Source organism: Marinigracilibium pacificum (assembly GCF_012926615.1).
GTDB classification, from domain to species: Bacteria; Bacteroidota; Bacteroidia; order Cytophagales; family Cyclobacteriaceae; genus Mangrovivirga; species Mangrovivirga pacifica.
In genome coordinates this window covers 208,469-235,030 of sequence record NZ_JABBNU010000008.1, presented here as the reverse complement: position 1 = coordinate 235,030, position 26,562 = coordinate 208,469, and the positions used below count along the sequence as shown (strand labels likewise).

The 26,562-nt window shown below is 34.8% G+C and carries 24 protein-coding genes; 11 read left to right on the top strand and 13 right to left on the bottom strand.

From position 1 onward, the window contains the following. Positions 1–47: 47 nt before the first annotated feature. Positions 48–1,655, bottom strand: a complete 1,608-nt coding sequence (locus tag HH304_RS14070) for a DUF6377 domain-containing protein (RefSeq protein WP_169682724.1) — start codon at positions 1,653–1,655, stop codon at positions 48–50. A 214-nt stretch (positions 1,656–1,869) separates the two neighbouring features. Here HH304_RS14070 and HH304_RS14065 point away from each other — a divergent pair, with 214 nt between their 5' ends. Genes HH304_RS14065 through HH304_RS14055 form a run of 3 tightly spaced genes read left to right on the top strand, consistent with a single transcriptional unit; the run spans position 1,870 to position 5,636 of the window. Beyond that, entirely contained in the window at positions 1,870–3,213 is a 1,344-nt protein-coding gene (locus HH304_RS14065) for a sugar porter family MFS transporter (RefSeq protein WP_169682722.1), read from the top strand. A gap of 3 nt (positions 3,214–3,216) precedes the next feature. Further along, the gene (locus HH304_RS14060; RefSeq protein WP_169682720.1) at positions 3,217–4,104 is read left to right on the top strand and encodes a carbohydrate kinase family protein; all 888 of its coding nucleotides are present in this window, start codon (positions 3,217–3,219) and stop codon (positions 4,102–4,104) included. Then, the gene (locus HH304_RS14055; RefSeq protein ID WP_271711624.1) at positions 4,101–5,636 is read left to right on the top strand and encodes a glycoside hydrolase family 32 protein; all 1,536 of its coding nucleotides are present in this window, start codon (positions 4,101–4,103) and stop codon (positions 5,634–5,636) included. Before HH304_RS14060 ends, HH304_RS14055 begins: the two co-directional genes overlap by 4 nt. Before the next feature lie 26 nt (positions 5,637–5,662). Here the strand turns inward: HH304_RS14055 and HH304_RS14050 are convergent, their stop codons facing one another. After that, entirely contained in the window at positions 5,663–6,538 is an 876-nt protein-coding gene (locus tag HH304_RS14050; RefSeq protein ID WP_169682718.1) for a CHAD domain-containing protein, read from the bottom strand. Between the two features lie 269 nt (positions 6,539–6,807). On the opposite strand from HH304_RS14050, the gene HH304_RS14045 reads away from it, so the two are divergent. From HH304_RS14045 to HH304_RS14025, 5 genes are all read left to right on the top strand, one after another. Further along, the gene (locus HH304_RS14045) at positions 6,808–7,008 is read left to right on the top strand and encodes a dodecin family protein (RefSeq protein ID WP_169682716.1); all 201 of its coding nucleotides are present in this window, start codon (positions 6,808–6,810) and stop codon (positions 7,006–7,008) included. Positions 7,009–7,126: 118 nt separating this feature from the next. Beyond that, positions 7,127–7,774, top strand: coding sequence for a helix-turn-helix transcriptional regulator (locus HH304_RS14040; RefSeq protein ID WP_169682714.1), 648 nt, complete (start codon positions 7,127–7,129; stop codon positions 7,772–7,774). 130 nt (positions 7,775–7,904) lie between these two features. Next, a complete protein-coding gene (locus tag HH304_RS14035) occupies positions 7,905–10,271 on the top strand; it encodes a TonB-dependent receptor (protein ID WP_169682712.1) in 2,367 nt (788 codons plus the stop codon). A gap of 2 nt (positions 10,272–10,273) precedes the next feature. Then, positions 10,274–11,449, top strand: coding sequence for a PepSY-associated TM helix domain-containing protein (locus HH304_RS14030; protein WP_169682710.1), 1,176 nt, complete (start codon positions 10,274–10,276; stop codon positions 11,447–11,449). 241 nt (positions 11,450–11,690) lie between these two features. After that, positions 11,691–12,158 (top strand): hypothetical protein, encoded by a 468-nt coding sequence (locus HH304_RS14025; protein ID WP_169682708.1) that lies wholly within the window; start codon positions 11,691–11,693, stop codon positions 12,156–12,158. A gap of 11 nt (positions 12,159–12,169) precedes the next feature. Here the strand turns inward: HH304_RS14025 and HH304_RS14020 are convergent, their stop codons facing one another. After that, positions 12,170–12,562: a bactofilin family protein gene (locus HH304_RS14020; protein WP_169682706.1), complete on the bottom strand. Its 393-nt coding sequence runs from the start codon at positions 12,560–12,562 to the stop codon at positions 12,170–12,172. Between the two features lie 97 nt (positions 12,563–12,659). Between HH304_RS14020 and HH304_RS14015 the strand changes: the two genes are divergently transcribed. Then, positions 12,660–15,701, top strand: a complete 3,042-nt coding sequence (locus HH304_RS14015; protein ID WP_169682704.1) for a hybrid sensor histidine kinase/response regulator — start codon at positions 12,660–12,662, stop codon at positions 15,699–15,701. Continuing rightward, positions 15,698–16,159 (top strand): hypothetical protein, encoded by a 462-nt coding sequence (locus HH304_RS14010; protein ID WP_169682702.1) that lies wholly within the window; start codon positions 15,698–15,700, stop codon positions 16,157–16,159. The genes HH304_RS14015 and HH304_RS14010 overlap by 4 nt, the downstream gene beginning before the upstream one ends. A gap of 28 nt (positions 16,160–16,187) precedes the next feature. Here HH304_RS14010 and HH304_RS14005 read toward each other — a convergent pair whose 3' ends face one another. From HH304_RS14005 to HH304_RS13995, 3 genes are read right to left on the bottom strand one after another with little or no spacing between them, the layout of a single operon-like run. Beyond that, entirely contained in the window at positions 16,188–16,646 is a 459-nt protein-coding gene (locus HH304_RS14005) for a c-type cytochrome (RefSeq protein ID WP_169682700.1), read from the bottom strand. Continuing rightward, complete coding sequence (locus tag HH304_RS14000; RefSeq protein WP_169682698.1) at positions 16,643–17,320, bottom strand: SCO family protein; 678 nt, start codon at positions 17,318–17,320, stop codon at positions 16,643–16,645. The genes HH304_RS14005 and HH304_RS14000 overlap by 4 nt, the downstream gene beginning before the upstream one ends. Before the next feature lie 7 nt (positions 17,321–17,327). Beyond that, the gene (locus HH304_RS13995) at positions 17,328–17,861 is read right to left on the bottom strand and encodes a CopD family protein (RefSeq protein ID WP_169682696.1); all 534 of its coding nucleotides are present in this window, start codon (positions 17,859–17,861) and stop codon (positions 17,328–17,330) included. A gap of 151 nt (positions 17,862–18,012) precedes the next feature. On the opposite strand from HH304_RS13995, the gene HH304_RS13990 reads away from it, so the two are divergent. After that, positions 18,013–18,696: a Crp/Fnr family transcriptional regulator gene (locus HH304_RS13990; protein WP_169682694.1), complete on the top strand. Its 684-nt coding sequence runs from the start codon at positions 18,013–18,015 to the stop codon at positions 18,694–18,696. Here the strand turns inward: HH304_RS13990 and HH304_RS13985 are convergent. From HH304_RS13985 to HH304_RS13955, 7 genes are all read right to left on the bottom strand, one after another. Continuing rightward, a complete protein-coding gene (locus HH304_RS13985) occupies positions 18,693–19,544 on the bottom strand; it encodes a hypothetical protein (RefSeq protein WP_169682692.1) in 852 nt (283 codons plus the stop codon). The genes HH304_RS13990 and HH304_RS13985 overlap by 4 nt on opposite strands. Beyond that, positions 19,541–20,143: a TIGR04282 family arsenosugar biosynthesis glycosyltransferase gene (locus tag HH304_RS13980; protein WP_169682690.1), complete on the bottom strand. Its 603-nt coding sequence runs from the start codon at positions 20,141–20,143 to the stop codon at positions 19,541–19,543. The genes HH304_RS13985 and HH304_RS13980 overlap by 4 nt, the downstream gene beginning before the upstream one ends. Then, the gene (locus HH304_RS13975) at positions 20,136–21,464 is read right to left on the bottom strand and encodes a glycosyltransferase 87 family protein (RefSeq protein WP_169682688.1); all 1,329 of its coding nucleotides are present in this window, start codon (positions 21,462–21,464) and stop codon (positions 20,136–20,138) included. Before HH304_RS13975 ends, HH304_RS13980 begins: the two co-directional genes overlap by 8 nt. Before the next feature lie 4 nt (positions 21,465–21,468). After that, a complete protein-coding gene (locus HH304_RS13970; RefSeq protein WP_169682686.1) occupies positions 21,469–22,935 on the bottom strand; it encodes a cellulose synthase family protein in 1,467 nt (488 codons plus the stop codon). After that, positions 22,925–23,620, bottom strand: coding sequence for a glycosyltransferase family 2 protein (locus HH304_RS13965; protein ID WP_169682684.1), 696 nt, complete (start codon positions 23,618–23,620; stop codon positions 22,925–22,927). Before HH304_RS13965 ends, HH304_RS13970 begins: the two co-directional genes overlap by 11 nt. Before the next feature lie 69 nt (positions 23,621–23,689). Then, a complete protein-coding gene (locus HH304_RS13960) occupies positions 23,690–25,225 on the bottom strand; it encodes a 4Fe-4S binding protein (RefSeq protein WP_169682682.1) in 1,536 nt (511 codons plus the stop codon). 2 nt (positions 25,226–25,227) lie between these two features. After that, complete coding sequence (locus tag HH304_RS13955) at positions 25,228–26,562, bottom strand: NAD(P)/FAD-dependent oxidoreductase (RefSeq protein WP_169682679.1); 1,335 nt, start codon at positions 26,560–26,562, stop codon at positions 25,228–25,230.

Below are 26,562 nucleotides of genomic sequence, written 5' to 3'. Positions count from 1 at the left end.
TGTTTTAGATGGGGTAGGGAATGAATTATTTAACCGTGTAACATTATTTATGAAGATTTGATAGCCATGATTCTTTTCTCAAACTCTTCATTTGGAACTATTGATTTATTCTTGATTCTGTTTTTATAAGCATAAATGGTGTTAACAGAATACCCAAGGATATTGGCAAGTTTGTCACTGTCTGTTATCCCCATTCTTATTAAGGCAAAAATTCTTAATTCAGTATTCAATAATTGATCGTCTTCAACTTTGGTTTGATCTTTTGGTTCAAAGAGTGCATTGAACTCGTTTATGAATTCCGGAAAAAGCTTTAAGAACACTTTATCAAAACTTACATAAAGTTCTTCCCGTTCTTTTTTTAAATCGATTCTATTTACAATGTATTGAATGTCTCCGGTTTTGTTTGTGCTAAGCTTTCTACCAATAGAATCTTTAAGTTTTTCAAGTTTGGCAATGTATTCTGAATTAATACTAAAATAGTAGCCTAGATATTCATCTTTAATTTTATTTGCCTCAATGAGTTCTTCATTTTTATCTTTTAATTCATTAAGGTTAGCCTGAATTACCTGATCCTTATTCTTAATTCTTTTGGCTTGAACAAAAGTTAATATTGCAAACACAATTGTGAGGATAGATAGAATTGTTAAACCAATAGAATAATTAAGTAAAGATTTCTTTTCGCCTTCAACCGTATTAAGTCTGGCTGAAGCAATAATTGGAAGAACATTTCCTACTTCATTTATTCGTTGTCTGGCACCATAAAAAGTAGCATCATCCATTGAATGATTAATATAGTTATAAGCTTTTTCAATATCTCCTCTGGCATATAAAAGTCTTGCAAGAGTTGTTAAAGCAGAAGTTTCCTTGACAGCCGAACTCACGTCGGCAATACTGGCTTTTGCCAATAGGGTGATTGCTTTTGCAGAATCGCCTAAAATAAGATATTCATAACCGAGAGTAGAAAAAGATATGGCAGACTGATGATCAGTTAGTGTGACAGTTCCTTCAAAAAGTTTATTCAAATAATTAATGGAAGTTTCAAGGTCTTGTGATCTTAATGATTTAAGCCCATTTAAATACAAATATTGATATGAGTCTGGTTTTGCCAGGTTTGCAGCGAAGTCAATATATTTGTTAGCATCTTCAGTATAAAAGTCACAATAAAATTGATCATGGTTATAGTCACAAAGATCATATAGCGCTCTGGCCATTAGTGCGTAATATTCTATTTTACTTGAATCGTTTAAATGAGAAACACTAACAGTTTTTAGGGTATCAAAAGTTTCTTTAAACATTCCTGAAGACAACAAAATAAAGCCTAGTTGATTTTTTGCATGCCCTATTTTTGATGAATCATTCATCTCATATCCCAGATCAATCATTTTTTGAGCATAAATGAAAGCTGAATCATAAATAAAACTCCTATAGTTTTTATATAGTTGATTGTAGAGTCCAAACTTTATTTCATTGCTTGTTCCGGGGCTTGCATTTAACCGCTGCTTAAGACTTTTTATTGTTTCAAGCCTTTCATTTTCAAAGACCTCCTTGTGTTTAAGAACAGAGTCAAGCTTTATTAGGGTACTATCCTGTTCGTAAGCAAATGCTGGTATTGTGCCTATTAAAAAGAAAATTGCTATCAAACAGATATTTTTCATTTATATCAAGTACTTCTATTAAAAAATAATTGTAAAACTAAAGCTATTTTAATTCAACCAGCATTCCAAATAGTCAATTTGTAAATTCTTTTGGTCTTAAAATAGAAAAGCCTATTAAGCTCGATTAGAATTGCCCAATTTATATATGACCCATTACCCTTTTTATTTATCAATTAATAAGTTAATATGTATATAAATCAGATAGTTCTGATATATGAGCAGCCATAAAATTTTACTTTGGTCGATTACCGTCGCACTTGGAGGTTTCCTTTTTGGGTTTGACACAGCAGTTATATCTGGTGCAGAACAAGCCATACAAAATGTGTGGAATCTGGATGATTTCAATCATGGATTAGCCATTGCAATTGCTCTTTACGGTACTGTCATAGGTGCGTTGTTTGGAGGTATTCCTTCAGATAAACTAGGACGAAAAAGGACATTAATCTGGGTAGCTGCCCTGTATTTGATTTCAGCCCTTGGTTCTGCATTGGCAACTGATCAGTATTTATTTATGTTTTTCAGGTTTATTGGTGGAATCGGCGTTGGAACATCTTCAGTAGTTGCCCCAATGTATATATCTGAAATCTCACCAGCGAATAAAAGAGGCCAGTTAGTAGCGTTATTTCAGTTTAATGTAGTACTGGGGATTTTAATTGCCTATGTATCTAATTATTTTTTAGATGGTGTAAGTGTAAATTCATGGAGATGGATGTTAGGAGTGGAGGCAGTTCCGGCACTTTTTTTTCTTACTATGGTAATACGGGTTCCCAGGAGTCCCAGGTGGCTAATAATTAAAAAACACAACGAAGAGGAGGCACGAAAAGTCCTTGAAATAATAGCTCCTGAAAGTGTTGATCAAGCTATAATGTCGATAAGACAATCAGCTGGATCTGAAAATGCCTCAGGCATCAGAAAGGCGTTTGATGGCCAATATAATTTTCAGTTCATGTTGGTATTTCTATTTGCCTTCTTTAATCAATTCTCAGGAATAAATGCGATTATATATTATGCACCACGAATATTTAATTTGACAGGTGCCAGTGGTAGTTCCGCATTGTTGTCAACTGCCGGAATTGGATTTATGAATCTCATTTTTACTCTGCTTGGAATGTATTTTATTGACAGGGTAGGTAGAAAGAAATTAATGTATATAGGTTCGTTTGGATTGATAGTGTCATTATCGCTGGTTGCCTATTCCTTCTATATAGAAAAGTTTAGTTTATTACCAGTATATTTATTTGCCTATATATCGTTTTTTGCAATGTCTCAGGGAGCTGTTATCTGGGTTTTTATTTCAGAAATATTCCCTAATGATATTCGTGCCGTTGGGCAATCGTTCGGAAGTTTTATTCATTGGATCCTGGCTGCAATAATAGCAAATACATTTCCATATTTTGTTAGTGTATTTGAAGCATCGTCTATATTTCTGTTTTTTGCTTTCATGATGGTTCTACAATTATTATATGTGTGGAAAATGATGCCAGAAACAAAAGGGAGGTCTTTGGAAGAGATTTCTGCAGAGTTTGCTGAAGAAAATAGTACTGTTAAAATAACTTAGGACATGACTGAATTAGTGGTTTGTTTTGGTGAAGTTCTTTGGGATATGTTGCCAACAGGTACTAATCCTGGTGGTGCTCCGATGAATGTGGCAATACATTTAAGGCAACAAGGTGTAAGTTCTGCAATAATCAGTAAGGTAGGAGATGACAAATTAGGTAGAAACATTGTAGACTACATTAAAGACACGGGTGTTTTAATTGAATTTATTCAATATGATAGAAAGTATCCAACTGGAACTGTCAAAGCAGATATATCCAATCCTGAAAATGTAAAATATTTAATAAATGAGCCTGTAGCCTGGGATTTTATTGAATATTATGATGAGTTTGCACAAGAAGTATTTTTGTCAAAATATTTCGTATTCGGAAGTCTGGCATCGAGAAATCCTGTTTCTTATGTTACTCTTACCCGGTTGCTGGATTCACAGGCGTATAAAATATTTGATGTTAACCTACGAAGTCCTTATTTTTTCTGTGATACCATTGAAACATTACTAAATCAGGCTGATATGGTAAAGATGAATGATGAAGAATTGATAGAGATTGGAAGTTGGTTTTTTGATATTACTACTAAAAGAGATTTGATTCGAAAGTTTATAAAAAAATTCAACTTTAAAACAATGGTAGTAACCCGGGGTGCAAGAGGTGCTATTTTATATGAAGAGGGACAGATTTATGAGCATTCAGGATTTAAAGTCATTGTTGCTGATACCATAGGAAGTGGGGATTCATTTTTAGCCACCTATTTAGCTAAGACAATTGAAGGTAAATCACCTATGGAAAAACTAAAATATGCATGCGCAGTCGGGGCTATTGTTGCTTCGAAAGAAGGGGCCACTCCAAAAATATCTCAGGCAGAAATAGAACAATTAATCTCGGAAAAGCCATGATGAAACATTTGATTTTTGCCACAGTTTTGATAGTGTTAGTAGGTTGTAATCCACAGAAAACTGATGAACAGGCTGACACTCTTGGTTTAATTGAAGACACAATAATACTTTATTCCGAGCAATACAGACCGCAGTTTCATTTTTCTCCGCCTGCTAACTGGATGAACGATCCCAATGGTATGGTTTATCTCAATGGAGAGTATCATTTATTTTATCAATATTATCCAGACAGTACCGTTTGGGGACCCATGCATTGGGGGCATGCAGTAAGCAGAGATCTGGTACATTGGGAAAACTTGCCTATTGCTTTGTACCCGGACGATTTGGGTTATATTTTTTCGGGAAGCGCTGTATTTGACAAGAATAATTCTTCAGGGTTAGGAACTATGGATAATCCACCTCTTGTGGCTATTTATACCTATCATGATGCGAAGGCAGCAGATACCGGTAGTATAACTTATCAGACCCAGGGAATAGCATTTAGTCTTAATAAAGGGAGAAGTTGGACAAAGTATAATGAAAATCCAGTACTTAATAATCCTGGCATAATCGATTTTCGAGATCCAAAAGTAATGTGGTATGAACCTGGCAAGAAGTGGGTAATGAGTCTTGCTGTAAAAGATCATATTCGATTTTACTCCTCCAAAAACCTTATTGACTGGTCTTTGGAAGGTGAGTTTGGAAATGAATCAGGATCCCATGAAGGAGTTTGGGAATGCCCTGATTTGATTCCTCTTGAGATTAATGGAGAAACTAAATGGGTACTTTTTGTAAGTATTAATCCAGGTGCGCCTTGGGGTGGGTCAGGTACACAATATTTCGTAGGTGAGTTTGATGGCAAAGCATTTACAAGTGATCAAACGGATACACTTTGGCTCGATTACGGTAGAGATAATTATGCAGGAGTAACCTGGTCTAATAATCCGGATGATCGAACCTTATTTATAGGGTGGATGAGTAATTGGTTATATGGACAAGAAGTGCCAACGCACCCATGGAGAAGTGCTATGACTATTCCAAGATCTTTAGAGTTATTTGAAGATCAAAATGGTAATGCAAGAGTTAAAAATATTCCGGTGAAGGAATTGCAAAAACTGCGAGTAAATACAATGGAAATAAATATTGATTCCATTGCTGAAATTGACTTACTAAAGGTTGCAGAAAGTGAAATTAATATAGAGCTGCTGGATAGTTTAAATAGTCAATTTTCTATAAAGTTTTATAATGATGATGGTGAGGTATTTTCAATTTCCATAGATGATAATTTTATTAGACTTGATAGAAGTAATTTAAAAGCTGATTATTTCAATAAAGATTTTAACCGGATTCAAAATACAGAAATTGATTCGGTAAAAATCAAATCAATAAGGATATTCAAGGATAGGTCCTCTATTGAATTATTTATTAATGATGGAGAGTTTACTTTTACCGAACTATTCTATTCTAAAAATGAATTGAACAGATTTGGAGTTATTTCAAAGGAAAATGTAATTAAGAATCTAACTCTATATGAACTTAAGAGTATCTGGTAAAATGTAAATGATTTTGAGAATTTGATTTATAAGGTCTGTTTGAATCCTGACCCGAGAAATTTAATGTATTCATTTGTACTAATAGAATATAGCTTCCGGCCAAGTGTTAATGCTGAGCTTTGAAGTTTCGAATTATTAAAATCTATTAATGCATTTATTAATTCTGATTCTGATTCAGATGAAATGCTATCGGGATTATTTTCGATTGATTTTTTAAGTAAATATAAATCCCTGTCTTCCCCCAAATAATTAGATAATCTATAATATTCATTTATAAAAGCTGAGAATAATTCTGGCCACAAAGGAAAAATAATTTGTAAGTGACCAGCATGATATTTTACTTGCTTTCTCCATTCATGTAGTAAAGAAGGTGAAGGTTCAATGTTTATTTGTTTTTCAATTTTTTGTCCTTTTTCATAAACCTTTGATAGTCCCTTTTTAATGGATTTAAATGACTTTTGGAAATCAAAATCCTTAGCTTTCTCCAAAGATTTAATCAGCTGGTCTTTTATTTCAGTTAAAATTAAATTGATGTTATTTCTATACTGAAGAGTTTCCTGATGTTTAATCAGGGAGGCTTTTATTTTTTTAAAAGTGGTTTTGTATAATTGACTTGAATGGTACTCTGTTAACCTGTCCAGAGCCTCGATTGCAGAGGTAGCATCTCTATAATCAGCAAGTCTTCTGGCCATATCCCGAAATTCTATATTTAACTTTTTGTATTCAGGTAAATATTCACGAATGAGTCTTAGCGATCCTCTGATTTTTTTGATATTAGTTCTGATTTTATGGACTTTGATTTCTAAATCAACTTTGTCATCATCAATTAAATCTATTGACAAACTGATATTTGATACCAAGTATTTTTTTATTGCAACACTCAGGTCAAAATCAATTTCCATGATATATGTATTTAGCTATAAGGTGTTGAGATTGTATATCTTAAGTTACGAATTATAATTTGATATAGGGGTGGTAAATTTAAAGTTATAATTACATTTTTTTGGTGATGATCGTTATCAAATAGCATTATTTTATTAACGGATTCGAATATATGTTTTATAATTCCTGTTTTAAAAATATTTGGGTTAACTTATAAACAGCACATTAATTACCAATCTTACTTGTGTTGCCAAAACAAAAACATGTTTAACTTAAATTAGTAGATCCAATGGGTATTGTTAAAGTTATTGAAGTTATAGCTTCATCCGATAAAAGTTTTGATGATGCGGCAGAGAATGCCGTGAAAGAAGCTGCAAAAACAATCAAAAATATCAAATCCATATATATAGAAAATATGAATGGTATGGTAAAAGGAGATAAGATAGTTAGCTATGGAGTAAATGCAAAAATCTCCTTTGAGATTGATTGATATACTATTAAGAACTTCAGTTATAATGAACAATACCTTCTGTAGGGTATTGTTTTTTCTTTAAATATGTATTTATTTTGCTATTTAGAATAAGTCTAAATAAATATAGGTTTTAAAAATGGGTGATCCTTCCGTATTAATTGCAGGCAACAATACACTTTTTCATATTGGCATGAGGTCATTAGTTGAAGAATCATTTCATTATCACACTATTGATGTAAATACGAATAATGACTTTGAAAAGTCTTTACATGTTGATGGGCTTGTTGGAGTAGTAATTGATGCTGATAATTTTTTTTACGATGACTTTTCAATAATTCAAACTGTCAGGACAAATTATAATCTGCCGGTATTAGCCGTTGCTTCTAAATCTAATAATCGTGCACTTGTTGATCTATTTAAACTTGGTATTGAGTCATGTATTACTCCTAATTGCAAAGAAAAGGAGGTAGTCGAAGCCTTGGGGGCAATGATCTCAAAGGAAAAGTTTTATTGTAATAATATAATTGACGTTATTCTTTCAGAACAATTGAACACAAAACAACCTGTTGCATCTATTGATAATCAAGTATTATCTCCCAGAGAACTAGAAATAACCGTTTGTCTTGCAACAGGAATGAATAATAAAACTATTGCTGCCAAGCTATTTTTGAGTGTTCATACAATTCAAACCCACCGCAAAAATATTATGAAAAAGCTAGGCGTAAGCTCTGTTGCTGAGATTGTTCGCTATGCTTATGATAATGGATTAGTAGATCCAGGTTAAAAACTACCCTGAATAGAGTAGGTAAACCTTAGAAATGGTAGTGTAATTTCACCAATTGCCGGTATTGTTTAGAATCATTCTAAATAAGAATTTTGTATCATAATTAAACTACGCAAGTAAGATCTAAATTATGATACGAAATTTACTTTTTTACTCATTAATAGTAACATGTGCGTTTGGAATAAAAGCACAAAATGGATCTATTGAAGGACAAATAACCACTTCAGATGGAGAGCCAGCTGCATTTGTTAATATAATACTAGAAGGGACAACTAAAGGGACTTCTTCTAATGAAAAGGGATTTTACCGAATAACAGAAATCAAACCAGGGGAATATACAATTATAGCTTCTTTTGTTGGTTTAGATAAGCAATCTAAAGAGGTTGAAATTTCAAGAGGTACAACCACAAAATTAGATTTTCAATTAGTTGAATCACTTGAAACATTAAAGGAAGTAACAGTTTCAACAAATAGAAATGATTATTATTCAGAATTACCTTCAACTTCCTTAAGATTAAGGACTCCAATTCTTGAGACTCCACAAAATATTCAAACAGTTACCCGGTCACTTCTTGACGATCAGCAAATATTTGAGATGACTGATGGTATTGAAAGAAATGTTAGCGGTGCTCAACGTCTGGAACATTGGGAAACCTATGCCAGAATTAATATCCGGGGAAGCCGTGCAACACCTTTTAGAAATGGAATGAATGTACAAGTTAGTAACTGGGGGCCGTTGTCGGAAGATATGAGTATGGTTGACAGAATTGAATTTGTCAAAGGCCCTGCCGGGTTTATGTTGTCAAATGGTGAAGCGGGAGGTTTTTACAATGTTGTAACTAAAAAACCAACAGGTATACCCGGAGGATCGGTCTCTATGTCATTAGGGAGTTTTGATACCTATCGGGTTGCAGGAGATCTGGATGGTCGAATTTCAAAAGATGGTAAGTTACTATACCGACTCAATGTAATGGGACAGTCAAAAGCTTCTCATAGAGACTTTGAGAAGAGTAGCAGATATTCAGTAGCAGGTGTAATTCAATACTTGGTTACAGATAATACCAAGTTAACCTTAGAGTACAACCAGCAATTTGCTAGAGTTAATGTAATTGGAAGCAATTATTCATTTTCAAAAGATGGTTATGGTGTACTTCCACGAAGCTTCACAACTGCAGAATCTAACATGGATCCAACAGATATGGTTGATAAAAGTATTTTTGCATCTGTTGAGCATAATATAAGTACAAACTGGCAGCTTAATGCACAGGTGGCATACATGAGGTATGATCAGGAAGGACAGAGCCTTTGGCCTTCATACGTTGACCCTGATAATGATAGCTTAATTATTCGAAGAGTTAGTATTTGGGATGCGTTTGGCGAAAGCAAGAATGGCCAATTATTTGTGTATGGCCGTGAAGTTACTGGTGATGTTTCTCACGAAATAATTGCCGGGCTCGATCTTAATCATAAGGATTATTATGCGGATTGGTCTCAGGGAGGCTCACTTGGAGGTGAATTTAATATCTATAAGCCTGTTTACGGAACAGTTTCAGCAAATCAATATCCAGAATATGATAGAAGCTCATCTATCCAAGAGAGAGGGGTTAATTATACTAATGGATATACAGGTCTTTATATTCAGGATCAGCTAGGGTTTTTTAATGATAAATTAAGAATAACGTTAGCTGGACGCTATTCTGTAAGTAATACTGTAAATCCATATTCAGGAACAAAAGAAGATAAAAAGTTCACTCCTCGAGTTGGGATTAGCTGGTCTGTGACAAACGACCTGACATCTTATTTCCTTTATGATGAGTCTTTCATGCCAAACTTTGGACTTGATGTAAATGGAAATTCATTTGATCCGGTAGTGGGAAGTAATTTAGAATTAGGTCTAAAAAAGGAATGGTTTGATGGACGTTGGAATATGGGGATATCTCTGTATCAGATAACAAAAAACAATGTTTTAACCACCGATCCTGATAATCCTAACTTCAGTATTCAAACAGGCCAACAGCAAATTCAAGGTATAGAATTTGACCTTAGAGGGGAGGTTTTACCTAATCTGGAATTGGTAATGAACTATGCTTATACTGATGGTGAAATTACAGAAGATACAAACTCTGAAATTATTGGGAATAGTATACCGGGAGCTACCAAACATTTACAAAACTCATGGTTAACCTATAATCTAAAGGAGTTAGTAAAATCAAATCTTAGACTTTCATTAGGCTATAGTTATCAAGTAGAAAGATCATCGTGGTTTGTTTTCGACGGATCAGAATCTGCTTTACCTGATTATTTTAGACTAGATGCAGGTTTAGGTTATTCGGTTAAGAATATAAGTTTCAACCTGTTGGTTAATAATCTGTTAGACGATTATTTGTACTCAGGGGCTCCAACAAATGTTTCAGATGGCCAGGGATATTCTCCAATCTATTACTGGCAAACAGAACCTCCTCGTAACTATCGATTAACAGTTAATTTCAGATTTTAATAATGGTAGTAAAAAAGATAGTCAGAAAGGTTCATCTTTGGCTCGGATTTATATCCGGGCCAATCGTTTTTGTTGTTGCGGTAACAGGATGTATTTATGCTTTCCAAAAGGAAATCCAGGATGCAACACAACCATATAGATTTGTTGAGAAAAGTAATGAAAGAGTTTTGCCTCCTTCTGAACTTGAAAAGGTTGTTTTAAGTCAATTTCCTGATAAAGAATTACATGCTTTGCTTTATTATGATAAAGGCAGGTCGACTGAAGCAATATTTTACAGTTATGAAAATGATTATTATTTTATCGCCTATCTAAATCCCTATACCGGTAAAATTATTCATGTACAAGATGAAAAGACGAGTTTTTTTAGAGTAATCTTAGATGGCCACTTCAATCTTTGGTTACCTCGCCCGATAGGACAGCCAATAGTTGCAAGTGCAACTTTGGTATTTCTAGTTATAGTGTTTTCAGGGTTGATACTGTGGTGGCCAAAAAACAAGAAAAATGTCAAACAGCGATTTAAGATTAAATTTAATGGTAAATGGCGCAGAGTAAATTTTGATCTTCATACGGTGCTTGGTTTTTATGTTTCGATATTTGCTATTTTGTTCTCAGTTACCGGGTTAATATGGGGCTTTCAATGGTTTCGGGACATGGTATATACCGGGATTTCAGGTGGAGATGAGTTCGTGGAGTACTACCAGCCTCAATCAGATACATTGAGAAATAGCGATAAGGAATTCAATGCATCTTCATTAGACCTTGCATGGCTTAAAATGAAAGGGATGTATCCAGATGCGGAATGGATTGAAGTTCACCCACCTCATGATAGCCTTACTACTATTGCTGCGAACGCAAATCCAGATGCATCCACCTATTGGAAAATGAATTATCATTATTTTGATCAATATACACTTCAAGAAAAAGAAGTAGATCATGTATGGAATAAGTATGCCAATGCTGATGGGGCAGATTTATTTATGAGAATGAATTATGATATTCATATTGGCTCAATAGCCGGTATTCCGGGAAAGATACTGGCCTTTTTGTTTAGTTTAATCATCGCAAGTATGCCTGTGACAGGGTTTATTATGTGGTATGGCAGGAAAATTAAATCTAACAATAAAACAAAGATTCAAAGTAAAGTAAAACTTAAACTACATAGTCAATTCAATATGTAAATCATAAAATTTATTTATGATTTAAGGCTCAAAGAAATATACAATTAAAATATCGATTTTTTACAATATAGCATGTAGGATACTACTTTTATTCAATATACATGCTATTTGAGTCTGTTTTGGACACTTTTTTAGTATTTTTTTCTATTATAATATACTGATATTGTGTATATTATATTAATACCACACCCAGCTATTTGTAATCATTCTTAAAATAAGATTAACAATAAAGTAACGAGCTATGTGTTATGGAAGATTAAATGCCATTAATAAGCGTGTTAATGCTTGTTCGGTAATCTTACTCTTTGCTGTGGTAATATTATCATGTAATAGCGATGAATTTGAGGAAGAACCATATTATTCAGATTCAGACTTTGTAGGTGTATGGGAATTTGAAAAAGCTACCTTGTATAGTATGGATGGCGAACTTTATATGGATCGCACAACATGTGGACAAGGTAATGAGGTAGACCGTATAGCTACAGATTTTATTTTTTACAGAGATGAAACTGCAGAGGCAATACCAATTTGTCCGGATGTAAACAGGCTTGATTTTGATAAGTTCATACAATCTCAAAACTCCATAACTCTTTATTATAACGACCGAACTGAAACAGTGACTTACGGTATAGAACTAATCACTGATTTAAAAATAGTGATTTATAAAGATGGGAAATGGATTCATCTTAAAAAAATAGAAAACTTCTAACCGTTAAAAAATTATTTCTTTTCAACCACAGCTCCAGCCTGTGACCCTATAGATATTTTTCCATTGATTAAAGCTCCAGCTTCAACTTTTAAATCTGCAGCTTTAACTTCACCTGTTATTTTAGCCGTACTTTTGCAAATCACTTTACTTTTGCAAGCAATATTTCCATGTATTGTCCCTTCAACATCGAGCTGACCACAAGTGATATTTCCATGGATTTCACCTTTTGATCCTACAATTACTCTTGGGGCTTTAAGAATATCTCCATTAACCTTTCCTTCTATTCTTAATAAGTCATTTGACTCAATATTTCCAATCATAACGGTACTTGATGAAACAATACTACCTGAACCTGTAGGTTGTTTATCTTCAGAAGCCATATTTTGTTTATTTGAATTGAACATGTTCCTATTTTTTTATAATTAATTTAAACAGAAATATTTTTTATTATCGAATATAATTTTTTACTATCTTTCTGGTTCTAATTTATTTTTTAAGCTCATGAACAGCCTCGATAAGCTTTCATCAAGTAACTACGTTAAAGTAGTGCGATTTATTTTAATCACATCATTAATATTGTTGATATCACTATTAATGAATGCGGATAACTATTCCCCTGTAATTTCAGGAGTGACATCTTATGTCGTTATGTTGCTATTTTATTTGATCGATCCAAAAGGAAACCGGGTCATTTTTCGAAAAGCTTTTTATTATGTTTATATAACGTTAATATTTATAATTGGATTGACAAGTTCATTTTTGTCATTCGAACATCTTGAATCTTTTCGATATTCAATTCATATTGTTCTGATATTAGCTTCAGTAATACCCTATTTCACTTATGTATCAAGTAATACTAAAGTTACCTATTATAGTAATATAATCATTATTCCTGGTCTCATAATCCTTTTTGATGCATTATACCCCTTGATTCACAAACCGTCAGAGTGGATTCAGTTTGGAACTCATTTATTATTCGGCTATTATATTGTTGTAATCATAGCATCTTTTTGTCTGAATTATTCAATTAATAAGATTCTTCTCAATATTAATGCCCTTACCCAGAAACTAGATTTGGTTAAAACAAGGAATAAGTCATTGTCTGAAGAAAATGATTTATTAAAAAAGAAAACTGAGGAGTTTGACTGGAAGGTAAAGAATGTTTCAAAAGCTCTTCTTGAAAAAAATGCTGATGTTGAAATTCTAAAAGATGAAATCGCCTTTCGAGAGCAACAATTATTGGAATCTCAACGAATGACCCGAACTGGTATTATCGAGATTAATATTGAGAGTCAGGATGTAATTTTGTCTGCTACATTATGTGAGTTTTTTGGATTGGCAGCTCAGCAAACTCAAATTGATCTGGAACAGTTTATTGATACAATTCATTTTGATGATTCTGCAAGTTTCTACAAAGTGTTAGAGGAGGCAAGTAAGTTTGGAAAAGCCTTCGATATCGAAATAGTTCACGAAACAGAAGATAAAACTCAAAAAACATTTAAATATACCGGCCGACCTAGCTATAACAAACGTGGGCGCATCATTGGTGTTTACGCAATGGTGCAGGATATTACCACTATAAAAGATAAAGAAAAGCAGTTTTATCTAAAGAAACAGCAGCTCGAGTCTTTTGTTAAAACTGTGCCTGTTCCTCTTGCCATGCTTGATAAGGATATGAAATTCATTGCGGCAAGTGGCAAATGGATTGATGATTATAATCTTCGGGATAAGGAGTTTTTAGGTATTTCCTATTATGACCTTTTTCCAAATGTTTCTCAGGAGTGGAAGAATATTCACAGACGTTGTCTTAATGGAGCAATAGAGCATGAAGAGGAAGAAATGATCATCGATAAGAAGGGGAATGAGCGATGGTTTAGATGGGAAGTTCGTCCCTGGTTTGATGAAAATTATGAAATCGGTGGAATAATAATATTCTCTGAAGAAATAACAACCTGGAAGCTTCAAGAAAATGAGTTAAAAGATAGTAAGAAGCGTGCTGAAGAATCTTCTGAAGCTAAAGCGTTCTTCTTATCAACAATGAGTCATGAGATTAGAACTCCGCTCAATGCTGTAATTGGGATGACACATTTACTATTGGATGAATCTCCAAAACCTGAACAGGTTGATAGTTTGAAAACCTTGAAATTTGCAACCGATAATTTATTAGTACTTATTAATGACGTGCTTGATTTTAACAAAATTGAGGCAGGTAAAATTTCAATTGAAAACATTGACTTTTCATTACCTTCATTGGTTAGCGGAATTCGTCAGTCGTTATCACCAAAAGCCGAAGAGAAAAATATTTCCTTCAAGGTAAGAATTGATATGGGTATCCCTGAGATTGTTATTGGTGATCAGGTTAGAATTGGTCAGGTACTTACAAACCTGGTTAGTAATGCAATAAAATTCACCGATAAAGGCTCTGTAGTTTTGGATGTTGGGTACGATAGGGAAGATGAAGAGTTTGTTCATGTATTATTCTCTGTAGAAGACTCGGGAATTGGTATTCCAAAGGAAAAACATAAGGTGATTTTTGAACGCTTTGAACAGGCTAGCACAGATACTACACGTAAATTTGGAGGTACCGGACTTGGTCTTGCAATCACTAAGCGCTTGTTAGAATTAATGGGCTCAGAAATTGCGCTTGAATCTGAATATGGAAAAGGATCCAAATTTAGTTTTGTACTTAAAATTAAAAAGAGTAGTAAGCTTATTCTTGGTGACGGAATTAGTGAAGTTTACTCTAAGAGTAAAGGTGTATTAAAGGGTGTAAGAGTACTAGTTGCAGAGGATAACCCTGTAAATCTTAATATTGCCAAAAGGTTTTTGCAAAAATGGGGCCTTTTAATTGATACGGCTATTAATGGAGAAGAGGCAGTTGAAAAGGCCTCTATTAATGAATATGATCTGATTTTGATGGATCTTCAGATGCCTGTGATGGATGGCGTGAAGGCAGCTAAAAGAATCCGGGCACATACAAACGATGCTATTAATAAAGTGCCAATAATTGCTCTTACTGCCCATGTGTTAGATGATGTCCGTGAGAAAGTCGAAAAGGCTAAGATGAATGATTTGATATCGAAACCATTTCATCCTGCAGATTTATATAAGAAAATAACCAAGTATGTTAAATCTGAAGAGAAGCAAATTCAAGAATTGATTCCCGGAGATGCTACCGAAGGGTTAATTAAAGAAGCCATAATTAATCTTGGGAAGATAGACTATCTGACAGACGGAAATGAAAGGTTCGAAGAAGAATTTGTAAACTCATATATCAATCAATTGAAAGAATTTAAGGACAAATTCAGATTTGCTTTTCTAGATGAGGATGTAGACATTATCACGGATACGGTTCATAAAGTTAAATCCATGCTTAAATTTTTGGAAGCAACTCAATTGCTGGATGCAATTGAAAGAAGCAGAAGGAAGTTAGAGTCCGGATTAGCCATAGAAGAAAAAGAGACAGAATTAAGCAATGTTTTCAATTCGGTAGATGAGATTATTAACTTACTGCTTAAGAGAATAGATAATGTAAGTATATGAGATATTTAATTATAATAATCATTATGTCAGGAGTTGTTTCTTCATGCTCTGATGCTTCTAAAGAGAAGTCAGCAGATCTTACAGCTGAACGTGATTCACTTTATCAAAATGTCATGCATATTCATGATGAGTTGATGGCACCTGCAACGACACTAAATCTGATGAGAAACAAAGCTGAAAAGATGATGGATTCAATCTCGGTTAGTGGAGATACAGCAAGTGTATTCTATAAGGATTTATCACAGGCTCATTCAAATATTCTTGTAGCCCAGAAAGAAATGCGTGAATGGATGATGAATTTTAAGCGTAAGGGTGTATCAAAGGACGAAGTAACCGAATATGATGCTATGGTTGATACTATGGCAATTGATTATCTTGAGGGGGAGTTTGATAAGTTACAGGAGCTTAAAAAGACAACAGAAAAAGCATTAATGGCTGATAGCCTCATTAAAAAATAAAAAAAGCTGCTCTAAGGCAGCTTTTTTATTATTCTTCGCATTCCAGCAAGGCATCACTAACAGCTTGCTGGGTAACAAGACCTTTTTCGTTTCCCCACGAATTGTATACGTAAGTCAATACTTCGGCTATTTCCATATCAGATAGATATCCTAAAGCTGACATGGGTTGATTGAATTTTTTCCCATTGACAGTTATTTCTCCCTTTAAGCCATTTCTTACAATACATACAGATCGATTAACATCTTGTAATAGGTAGTCAGACTTTGCTAATGGAGGGAATAATGAGGCGAGCCCTTCACCATTTTCCTGATGACAATTACTGCAATGTTTTTTATATAACTGCTCACCGGCAATCATATAGTGTTTGAATTTCATTTCATCAGAAGCAGTTCCTGATACTTCAACATTTCCATTTTTGTTTTTTGAGCCACAAGATGTATTCATAATCAAAATGGCGCTAAGGAAAATCAGCGTTGTATATTTCATTTCGAATTGGTCAATAGTTTATCAATATCATTCATAAGACGATCAACGTCTTCTTTTTTGGTTCCGTCATACATACCTCTTGGTCGTCCTTTCTGGTCAACCAAAACGAATGCTCCGCTATGGGCAAACCCGCCTGGTGCCTGAGGATCCTGATATGCAGTAATCATGTATTGCTTTTCGGCTAGCCTGAATATTTCTTCAAGGTCACCGGTCATAAACAACCATTTATCATTTTCAACCCCCAATTTATTTGCGTAATCTTTTAAAGCAGGTACGCTGTCATTATATGGGTCAATACTGTGAGAAAGGATCTGGAAATTTTCTCTTCCATTATATTTTTCATATACTCTGAGCATCTGAGCGGCCATTGTAGGGCATATTGAAGGACATGTGGTGAAGAAGAAGTCCGCAACTACCACTTTACCATCCATTTGCTCTTTTGTAACAATGTTACTATCCTGATCAATAAGTGAAAACTCACCAATAGTATGATAGATAGTATCTACTACTTTTTCATCATTTATAACCGTATCGATAACTTGATAGTTACCGATATAGCCAAGATTTCTTGATGGCTCATCAATAGAAATGATCCTGCCACCACTTTCGTTTCCCTTGTTACAAGCTAATGCCAACAATAAAAATGCAATTGCAAAAAGATATTTACGTAACATAGATATTTTAATTTTTTCTGTATTTCTTATAAAGTTTAATTCCTACCATTAATGAAATCATCACGAAAAAGAGTCCAATTAAACCATAAACCATATCAAGAGCACTTTTTAAGACTACTAGAAAAGTTATGGATATCAAGAATAATGTTGCTCCTTCATTGAACATTCTTAACTGATCAGAGGAGTATCTAACCTTTTCGTTTTGGAGGTCTTTATAAATTCTCCAACACCAAATTTGATAAAGATATAATCCGGCTACCAGACCTAATTTCACCCAAAGCCATCCACTAATAGTTCCAAGTTCCCAGACCATCCAGAAACCAAAAATTGCAGTAAGAATAGATGCAGGTATGGTTATGATTGACCAAAGCCTTGAGGTCATAATTTTAAGCTGATTACTCAATATGGATTTTTCCGGATCTAGCTTTTCAGTTAATGCTTCAGTGTGATAAATAAATAGTCTCACAATGTAAAAAAGACCGGCAAACCAGCTTACAACAAATATAATATGAAGGGCTTTTGCGTATAGATAGAAACTCATGTTTTAATAATACCGTTTATAATGTATTATGGTTCAAAAATAGCGATGTTTATTTAAAACATTGCCAATTAATCTAAAACCAGCAATAAAAAATCATATATTTATAATTGTCTTTCAACAAATCAGGGCAGTATTTAAATAATTTTTAGATATGAATAACGGAAATAATCTGTGGTATTTTGAAAATGTAGATCTTTTTGGAGTTATGTGTCCTCATAAATTTGGGGAGGCAACAGGGAAAACCCATAAAATGTTGGAATTTGATAAGGATGAATTCATCTATTTCCCTAATGATGCGTCAAATCAGTTATATCTGGTTGCTGAAGGACGTGTGAGAATTGGCAATTATAGTGATGAGGGTAAAGAAAATCTGAAAGTGATCCTTGGAAAGGGTGAGCTTTTTGGTGAACTGGCACTTACCGGAGAAGGAAAGCGAAATGACTTTGCCCAGGCCATGGATAAAGGCACGAAAGTTTGCCCGATGACTACTGAGCATATGGAAGAGCTTATGCTTGATGATCAGACCTTTACCTTGAAGATTCTTAAGTTGATTGGTTTCAGATTGAAAAAGATGGAGCGAAGAATTAACTCTCTTGTGTTTAAGGATGCGCGAACACGAATTGTTGAATTTTTGAAAGAACTGGGGGAAGAAAAAGGAACCAAAGTTGGCTATGAGGTTATGGTAAAAAATCACCTGACACATAAAGATATTGCGGCACTAACAGGGACTTCAAGACAAACCGTCACCACTGTTTTAAATGAACTGAAAGAACAAAACCTGATTAGTTTTGACCGTAGAAGAATTCTATTCAGAGATTTAGAAGCTTTGGCTTAATCTGCCCAGTAGTCATCTCTTGAAGAAGATTTAAGATCCCATTTTCTTCCATCAGCAGCGATCATAGAAGTAAGCTTGTTTGGGTATTCTTTTTCAACGAGATAGATTATTTCTCCGATGTGATCTCCCTTAACAACTACTTTCCAGGATGTGTCATTGTCTGTTATTGTGATTCTGGCTTCATTTATATTTGGAGCCGTTGCTTTGGAGGTCATTCGGGTTTTCATTATCGGGGCAGTAAATGAAAATCCATCACGAAAATTTAGCGAACGTAGTGTAAAAATTAACTGATCTTCAATTAGGCAATTTTGATTGATTTTTCGGTCTCCTTTGCCTTCACCATCCCAATAGCTATTGTAGGTTTCATCATACCCGTAATTTTTTTTACGAATTGCTTTAAACGTATTTCCACACCATTCCTGAGAAGAAACTGTCAGTTTATTTACTTCATATGGTAGCTCTCTTTTGAAAAAGATACTCATCAGATAGTGATATGGATATTTATGGGTGGGTATATCTGCAAATAGATTTACTTTGATCACATCAAAAAGGTCATTTCGCTCATAATTATCTGTTTTTACATGGTACTCTTTATTGAATGTTTCTTTTACTGCAATATAAACTTGTTCATATTTTCTGGATTCGCCATAGATTACCCGTTCAGCATCATAAATATTGACTTCCGCAAGCCCATCATTCCACAAATCATTTGAAGCCCAATCACTATTAAAATGTTGAGCCCATTTTGGCGGTTTATGCAAAGTTTTATTTACCTGTTCTGTCAGGTCATCTGTATTAGAGTTACAGGCAGACATTATTAGCATTAGAATGATAACATAACGTATCATATGAGTTCATTTTTTATTGACTTCAGATCTTCAATTGTATCTATATCTACTAATTCTTCAATCAAATGAATACTTAGTCCTGATTCCTTACATTTTTTAATAGTCTCTGCCAAAACAGTTTCAGTTGACCATTCAATATTGTTAAATAGATTGCTTTGAATCGATTTTAAGCCCAGTAAATAATAACCTCCATCATTAGACGGTCCAATTACGACATCATGGTTATTGAGCTTTTCCGATGCCATTATTAGGTGATCTGTGGCTAAATCATAACAATCCGAACCAATTATGATAATTTTTTCAGCTTCTGTTTCTTCTTTTACTTCTACAAATGCATTCTTCATTTTCGCACCAAGATCACCATTTGATTGAACTTTTTTGATAACCCATGGCAATGAAAACAAATCATTTCGAACTATTTCATCTTTGTAGTAAACAAAAGTTGGCCATTCAATTTCTTCAATTAGTGATGCCGTATGTAAAAGTAATTTTGTATAGATCTCCAATGCCTTATCATCACCAAGGTCTTTTGCCAGCCTGGTTTTTACTTTTCCCTTTTCAGGTCTCTTAACAAAAACTATAAGCTTTGTATTACTCATTAGCAATTTGGGTCTTATTAAATTTAAGGTAATTCAAGTCAAATAAAAAGGCCGCACCAAGAACTACGTATTCAACAACTATTAATAAATAATTTTCTTTATAGCCGGATTCATAGTATCCCAGGTATGTAAAAAAAACAAAAAATGACCAGACCATTGCTGATCGGTAGTTGTTTAGAGTGGAAATTCCGATAAGTGGAATGACGTACCATGGATGAACTGTTGTAGCAAATAATAAATAAGCCAGCCACAGCCAGAATAATACTTTTGCAGGATCACTTTTGCGGAACCTCCATGAAATTGCAAGTATGGCTAGCGTGGTGATAATAGATAAAATTGGACCAACTGTTTGAATAGGGTTATACCCTTTTATCATAAATCCAGCTTCTCTGATTAGATAATATATTGAAGCATTAAACTCAAACTTTTGGAAATATAAAGAAGTGCTTTCCGAAAGGCCTTTGATAAAGTGCAGATCAAATATTGGAAAAAATAATAGCATGCAGGTAATTGCTGTAGCTATCATGAATTTTAGACCTTCTTTTTTCTGAATTGCTTTGAGAAGGATATAAGGCGCAAATATTAGAGGAAGTAGTTTTATTCCAATCCCGACTCCGAGTGTAATCCCGGTAAGCATGAATTTATTACTCTTGATATAATAGATTAGGTAAATTAATGCAGGTACCAAAATAATTTCAAAATGGGCATTCCCGGCACCTTCAATAATCACAAGTGGATTTAACAAATAGGCATATTTCAGGGAACTTGCCTTAGGGTAAAATTTACTTAGTTTGTCAAATCCTGAAACTACACTCAGTTCGGCAATAACAAGTATTCCTTTGATGAATATTATTGAAGCATAATCTGATATCGGTAGAAGAAATGATGATAAGTACCCAATTGCCTGGTAAACAGGAGGGTAAATGGTGAAGTAATTTGGTGAGTTTAGTTTATGATAAAGGTTTTGTAGTTCAGGTGTTAAATCAACATTTGCCATGATATGGGAAGGTGTTTCCGAGAATGGATGAATTCCCATTTTCCATAAAGCACCATCCCAGATAAATCTGTATATGTCTTCGGATAACCATGGTATGATAAAAATCAAACCTACTCTAATAAGTACTGCTGTATAAAGCCTGGTTTTTGAAGATCCACCTGAAAAAACTGCAACAAAATACCCTGCAAAGGCTGAAATATAGGTTAAAGTAATCCATAAATCATTTAGCCGATCTACAAATAACCCTTGATAAAGAATGCTGATAGCCAGGATTATGGCTCCGAAAATTGATTGACTATTAGATTTATCAGCCTGAATGCCCATATTATCAGGTTGCTTTAGCTGAGTAATAAAAGACCATAGAAAATCCTGAGGCAAGCATTACATGAAAAAGGATCATTCCATAATCACCGATTTTCACACCATAAAATATTCCGAATAAGAAATATATTGCCAAAAGTCCTTCCAGCATGCTAAGTGGTGAAAATGTTAGATTAAGATAGCGATTTTTTCTCCATGAATTTTTATCGCTTACATTAAACTTGGGAGTCCTGATAAAAGGAGATTTTTTTCCAATCCAGCCTTCAAAGACAGCGATAGCATTGTGAAGTGATAGTCCCATTGACATAGTTAAAAACAAAAAATACGTTTTTAGGAATGACCAAAAGGAACTGTCTTTTTGATCGTCAGATTGCTTGTTTGCTACCCAGAAATAATATGAAAGCCCAATAAAACCAATCAGGAAAATAGACCCAAGATCAAACAGCCAGTTAAATTCAGGCGTTGAATTTTTAATTCTTAACAGGGGGACACTCACTAAAGAAGCAACCAACAGGAAAATAAAAACACTAGAATTTAACAGGTGAAAAGTGCCGTGAATTTTATTTTTAAGAGGGATGTTTGCTGTCCAGAGTTTTCCCAGGTTCTTTTTTGCAGTCTCTGCGGCCCCTTTATTCCACCTGAATTGCTGTGATTTAACAGCAGGCATAATAATCGGTAGTTCAGCAGGAGAAACGAGGTTTTCGAGATAGTGAAATTTCCAACCTTTTAATTGAGCACGGTAAGACAAGTCCAGGTCTTCTGTCAAAGTATCATCATTCCATCCACCAGCATCGACAATGCATTGTTTGCGCCAAATCCCTCCGGTTCCATTAAAATTTATAAAGCTCCCGGAAGCCATTCTACCAACCTGCTCTATATAAAAATGAGCATCAAGACCAAACGCTTGTAGTCGGGTTAATAAGCTGTAGTTTTTATTCAAATGGCCCCAACGAGATTGAACGACTCCAATTTCCGGATAGTTAAAATATGGAACCGTTTTTTTAAGAAATAGAGTATCCGGGGTGAAGTCTGCATCAAAGATGGCTATAAATTCTCCCCTGCAGATTTGCAGTCCATAATCCAGGGCACCTGCTTTAAAACCTGTTCTCTCAGGTCGACGGATATGCTTTATGTCAACTCCTTTTTCTTGTAATTCTTTGATTTTTGCTGCAGCGATTTCCACTGACTCATCAGTTGAATCATCGAGAACCTGAATTTCCAACTTACCTTCCGGATAGTCCAGTTTGCCAACAGATTCTATTAATCTTTCTATTACATATAATTCATTGTATACCGGTAATTGAACAGTAACAATTGGCCAGTTTTCTACCTTTGGAGAAGATAACTTCTTTTTCTTTTTGAAATTTTTATAGACACTGGTGAGATGTAGTTGTGTCAGGCTGAATGCAAAAATGAAGAATAATGCACCAACATAAATTATCATTAAAACCAACTCCCAGACACTAAACTGCATACTTCAAAATTGTTGTAATTATTTTATAACCTGCCATGACCGTGCCTTTAACAGTACCCGACACCTTACTGACACCGATTCTTTGCCTGTATTTCACAGGTATTTCTGTCGATTTAAATTTTTGTTTTGCAGCTTTAACCTGCATTTCTACTGTCCAGCCATAAGTTTTGTCCTGCATATCCAGATCAAGTAACTTTTGGTATTTAATAGCTCTGAAAGGCCCCAAATCAGTAAAATGTTCATTGTAAAACCATCTGATCATTTTAGTTGCCAGCCAGTTACCGAAAATCTGCTGCGGAGTCATTGATCCTGATTGCCTGTCACCAGTTGCTCTTGAACCGATTACCATATCAACGTCTTCATTGATAATTGGAGCAACCAATTGATAAGTTTCCTCGGGATAATCTGAATAATCTGCATCCAGGAAAACTACAATGTCAGTATTGTCACAAGATTTCAGATAATCAATGCCCTTCAAACAGGCTCTGCCATATCCTTTCTCTGGCTGATCAAGAACAGTTGCGCCAGCCTTCTTAGCTTCAAGAGCTGTTTTATCAACAGATCCATTATTAACCACAATCACTTCTTTAACGATATCCATTGGTATCTCGTTAATGACCTTTCCAACTGCATTTTCCTCATTAAAGGCTGGTATGATGACCCGTATATCTGGTTTTTGCTTCATTTTCCGCTAAAAAAATGCAAAAATAACCTACCCTGTTGCTAGCATCAAGGTATTTCAACTATTATGTATCTATAGTGTGTTATTGTTGCCTGTTAAAAGATCTTTGCCAAACCGGCCTTTTTCATTTTTTACTTCAAGATTTAGTACACCTCTTGGGCAAACGGCAGAACAAACTCCGCAGCCTACACATGAAGCTCTAACGATATTCTGTCCTCTTTGGGCATACCAGCGAACATCAATTCCCATCTCACAATAGGTGGAGCAGTTTCCACAGGAAATGCACTGGCCTCCATTAGTGGTAATTCGGAATCTGGATTTAAATCGTTGTACAATACCCAGGTATGCAGCAAGTGGGCATCCAAACCGACACCAGACCCTGTTTCCCATGATTGGGTAAAACCCGGTGCCCACAGCCCCTGCGAATATGAATCCGATACCAAACCCATACCAGCTTCTAATATCATAACTGCTGACACCTAATATATTTGAATTGCCACTGAAGTAGGTATACATAACTGCGCCAGTCATTACTATTGCAAATACAAGTACTAAGTGAACAGAATACCTTTCAATCTTCCATGCTTTAATAGATTTATCACTAAGATGCCTGTATGGGTCTCCAAGGGTTTCTGCCAATCCGCCACATCCACATACCCAGCTGCAATACCATCTTTTTCCGAAGAAAAAAGTAAATAATGGAACTCCGATAATGATTAGAAGTATACCCCAAACCATCATCCAGATACCGATTGTACCTGACTCAATGTATTCATTAATCCGATATTCGAAAAAGAAAGTGTAATCGAGAGGCCAGATATTTTTAAGGTCAACAGCTGGTAAATTCAACAGGTATAATACTTCAGGTATCAAAAATGCAAAGGAGATCTGAAAGAACATTACTGAAGTATTTCTGAGAATCTGATAGTTGCTATGACGATATTTTTTAAACATTCGGATACCCATAATAACTATGGCGACTGTATATAAAAATCCATACATAAACCACTGGCTCGCTGGCTGGCCTTTTATAAACATGGATACCGGATCGAACAGCCTTACCCATTCAATTATGTAAGCAGGGAGTTTGTAAAGGAAGATATAGAACAGGATAAGGAAAATTGCTGTGATGATTCCAAGTGCACCTCTTCTGGTCATTGACCTGAACATCACATTGTTATTTTTGATTCCTGCAGGTTCATCTTTCCATTTCTGGCTGATATACAATAATGATCCAATGATGGCAGCACCAAGTATCAGGAATAATAGAAACGGATTGTTAGATTCAACAGGGCCTCTTAAGGACTCTCTTGTAAGTGAAAAGGTGTAATCTGTATAAATTACATTATCCCACAGTTCCTGTTTTCTGTAGTGTTCATTTGTAGATTCAACTACCTCGTTTACTCCGGATATAAATTCAGTTTTGCTTAACTCCTGATTGTATAATGGTTTTAATCCCTCACTTAAACTTTCAAAGTGGGATTCGTCTGTAATTACTTCTTTTGCGATTTCCGGAGTTAAAGTAAAAGAAGAAGTGAAAAGCAAACCGATAAACATGGTTAATGCTAAGCAAAAAATGGTGATTCCTGTTTTTTGAATTAAATTCATAACTAAGCAAATAACTTTTTATACCATGGTTTGGCTGACAGACTAACATTTAGATCCGGAAAAGTATTATTAAAGGAGCTAATGATTTCTTCTTCATATCTTTTGAAAAATTCAGGATCGAAGTTGGCATCATTAAGATTACTCAACACTTCTGAAACTGTCGCATTTTTGTTTAACATCTTGTCAAAATACTCATGTTTCAGTCTGATGCCGAATACATTAATCCCGATGAATGAATAATCATCTTTATCAAATACAATGTGAATGGCAATATTGTTTTCCGGATGTTGCCAGTAGAAACGCGATTCATTATTCTGGATTTCCGGAAGCACTTGTCCATAGGTTTGATACTCGATATCGAAAAATTTAGCGGAGTTAAACCATGGTCCCGGGTTGTATTTTACATTTTTACCTGTCAGAATTTGAGCCAGTGTTTCACCCATAATTCTTCCGGTGTACCAGACTTGCTCAACAGACCTTCGTCCTGGCGGTGGGTTTCTATGCTGGGCACAGTCGCCGATTGCATAAATATCCGGTACAGATGTTCTGAATTGATCATCAATTAATACCCCTCTTTCAGTTTCAATATCAGTGTTTTTCAGGAAGTCAATATTTGGTGATACACCAGCGGTAACCCCGGCAAACTGTGTTTCAATAATTTCTCCCGAGCTAGTTTTGACACTATGGAGTTGAGTACCGTCCTCACTGATAAATTCTGCAACCTCGGTATTTAGTCGCAAATCTATATGGTGAGTTTTCATATGTTGACCAATCATTTTTGCTTCTTCCATTGGAAGTACATTTCCCCAGAACCTGTCTTCTCTCACCAAAAAAGTAACATCAATATTTCTCGAACGAAGCATTTCTGCCATTTCAACGCCAATCAAACCACCGCCGATTATAACTGCTTTTGCGATGTTTTTAGTGGATTCTTCCATGTTAAGGAGGTCTTGATAGCTATACAGTCCCTGAATACCTTTTAAGTTCTGCCCTGGCCATCCAAAGAAACTAGGTTTAGCCCCGGTGGCAATAACCAGCTTATCATAGGTTACGTGATCACCAGATTCCAGTTTTAGTGATTTATCATATATGTTGACATGCTTGACATGATCATACAATAATTTTATATCGTTTTTAGCCCAGAAGTGATCTTCGTAGGGCTTTGTATGTTCATATTTCATGTGCCCCATATAGATATACATCAAGGCAGTTCTTGAAAAGAAATGCTTCGTTTCAGATGAAATAATCAGGATTTCATCCTTAGATCCAGATTTTCTCAGGTGACGGGCTAAAGTTACTCCGGAAATACCATTGCCGATAATTATGATTCTTTCCAT

Coding starts and splice junctions, on each gene's coding strand:
- HH304_RS14070 (WP_169682724.1), bottom strand. CDS start 1,655: ATGAAAAATATCTGTTTGATAGCAATTTTCTTTTTAATAGGCACAATA.
- HH304_RS14065 (WP_169682722.1), top strand. CDS start 1,870: ATGAGCAGCCATAAAATTTTACTTTGGTCGATTACCGTCGCACTTGGA.
- HH304_RS14060 (WP_169682720.1), top strand. CDS start 3,217: ATGACTGAATTAGTGGTTTGTTTTGGTGAAGTTCTTTGGGATATGTTG.
- HH304_RS14055 (WP_271711624.1), top strand. CDS start 4,101: ATGATGAAACATTTGATTTTTGCCACAGTTTTGATAGTGTTAGTAGGT.
- HH304_RS14050 (WP_169682718.1), bottom strand. CDS start 6,538: ATGGAAATTGATTTTGACCTGAGTGTTGCAATAAAAAAATACTTGGTA.
- HH304_RS14045 (WP_169682716.1), top strand. CDS start 6,808: ATGGGTATTGTTAAAGTTATTGAAGTTATAGCTTCATCCGATAAAAGT.
- HH304_RS14040 (WP_169682714.1), top strand. CDS start 7,127: ATGGGTGATCCTTCCGTATTAATTGCAGGCAACAATACACTTTTTCAT.
- HH304_RS14035 (WP_169682712.1), top strand. CDS start 7,905: ATGATACGAAATTTACTTTTTTACTCATTAATAGTAACATGTGCGTTT.
- HH304_RS14030 (WP_169682710.1), top strand. CDS start 10,274: ATGGTAGTAAAAAAGATAGTCAGAAAGGTTCATCTTTGGCTCGGATTT.
- HH304_RS14025 (WP_169682708.1), top strand. CDS start 11,691: ATGTGTTATGGAAGATTAAATGCCATTAATAAGCGTGTTAATGCTTGT.
- HH304_RS14020 (WP_169682706.1), bottom strand. CDS start 12,562: ATGTTCAATTCAAATAAACAAAATATGGCTTCTGAAGATAAACAACCT.
- HH304_RS14015 (WP_169682704.1), top strand. CDS start 12,660: ATGAACAGCCTCGATAAGCTTTCATCAAGTAACTACGTTAAAGTAGTG.
- HH304_RS14010 (WP_169682702.1), top strand. CDS start 15,698: ATGAGATATTTAATTATAATAATCATTATGTCAGGAGTTGTTTCTTCA.
- HH304_RS14005 (WP_169682700.1), bottom strand. CDS start 16,646: ATGAAATATACAACGCTGATTTTCCTTAGCGCCATTTTGATTATGAAT.
- HH304_RS14000 (WP_169682698.1), bottom strand. CDS start 17,320: ATGTTACGTAAATATCTTTTTGCAATTGCATTTTTATTGTTGGCATTA.
- HH304_RS13995 (WP_169682696.1), bottom strand. CDS start 17,861: ATGAGTTTCTATCTATACGCAAAAGCCCTTCATATTATATTTGTTGTA.
- HH304_RS13990 (WP_169682694.1), top strand. CDS start 18,013: ATGAATAACGGAAATAATCTGTGGTATTTTGAAAATGTAGATCTTTTT.
- HH304_RS13985 (WP_169682692.1), bottom strand. CDS start 19,544: ATGATACGTTATGTTATCATTCTAATGCTAATAATGTCTGCCTGTAAC.
- HH304_RS13980 (WP_169682690.1), bottom strand. CDS start 20,143: ATGAGTAATACAAAGCTTATAGTTTTTGTTAAGAGACCTGAAAAGGGA.
- HH304_RS13975 (WP_169682688.1), bottom strand. CDS start 21,464: ATGGGCATTCAGGCTGATAAATCTAATAGTCAATCAATTTTCGGAGCC.
- HH304_RS13970 (WP_169682686.1), bottom strand. CDS start 22,935: ATGCAGTTTAGTGTCTGGGAGTTGGTTTTAATGATAATTTATGTTGGT.
- HH304_RS13965 (WP_169682684.1), bottom strand. CDS start 23,620: ATGAAGCAAAAACCAGATATACGGGTCATCATACCAGCCTTTAATGAG.
- HH304_RS13960 (WP_169682682.1), bottom strand. CDS start 25,225: ATGAATTTAATTCAAAAAACAGGAATCACCATTTTTTGCTTAGCATTA.
- HH304_RS13955 (WP_169682679.1), bottom strand. CDS start 26,562: ATGGAAAGAATCATAATTATCGGCAATGGTATTTCCGGAGTAACTTTA.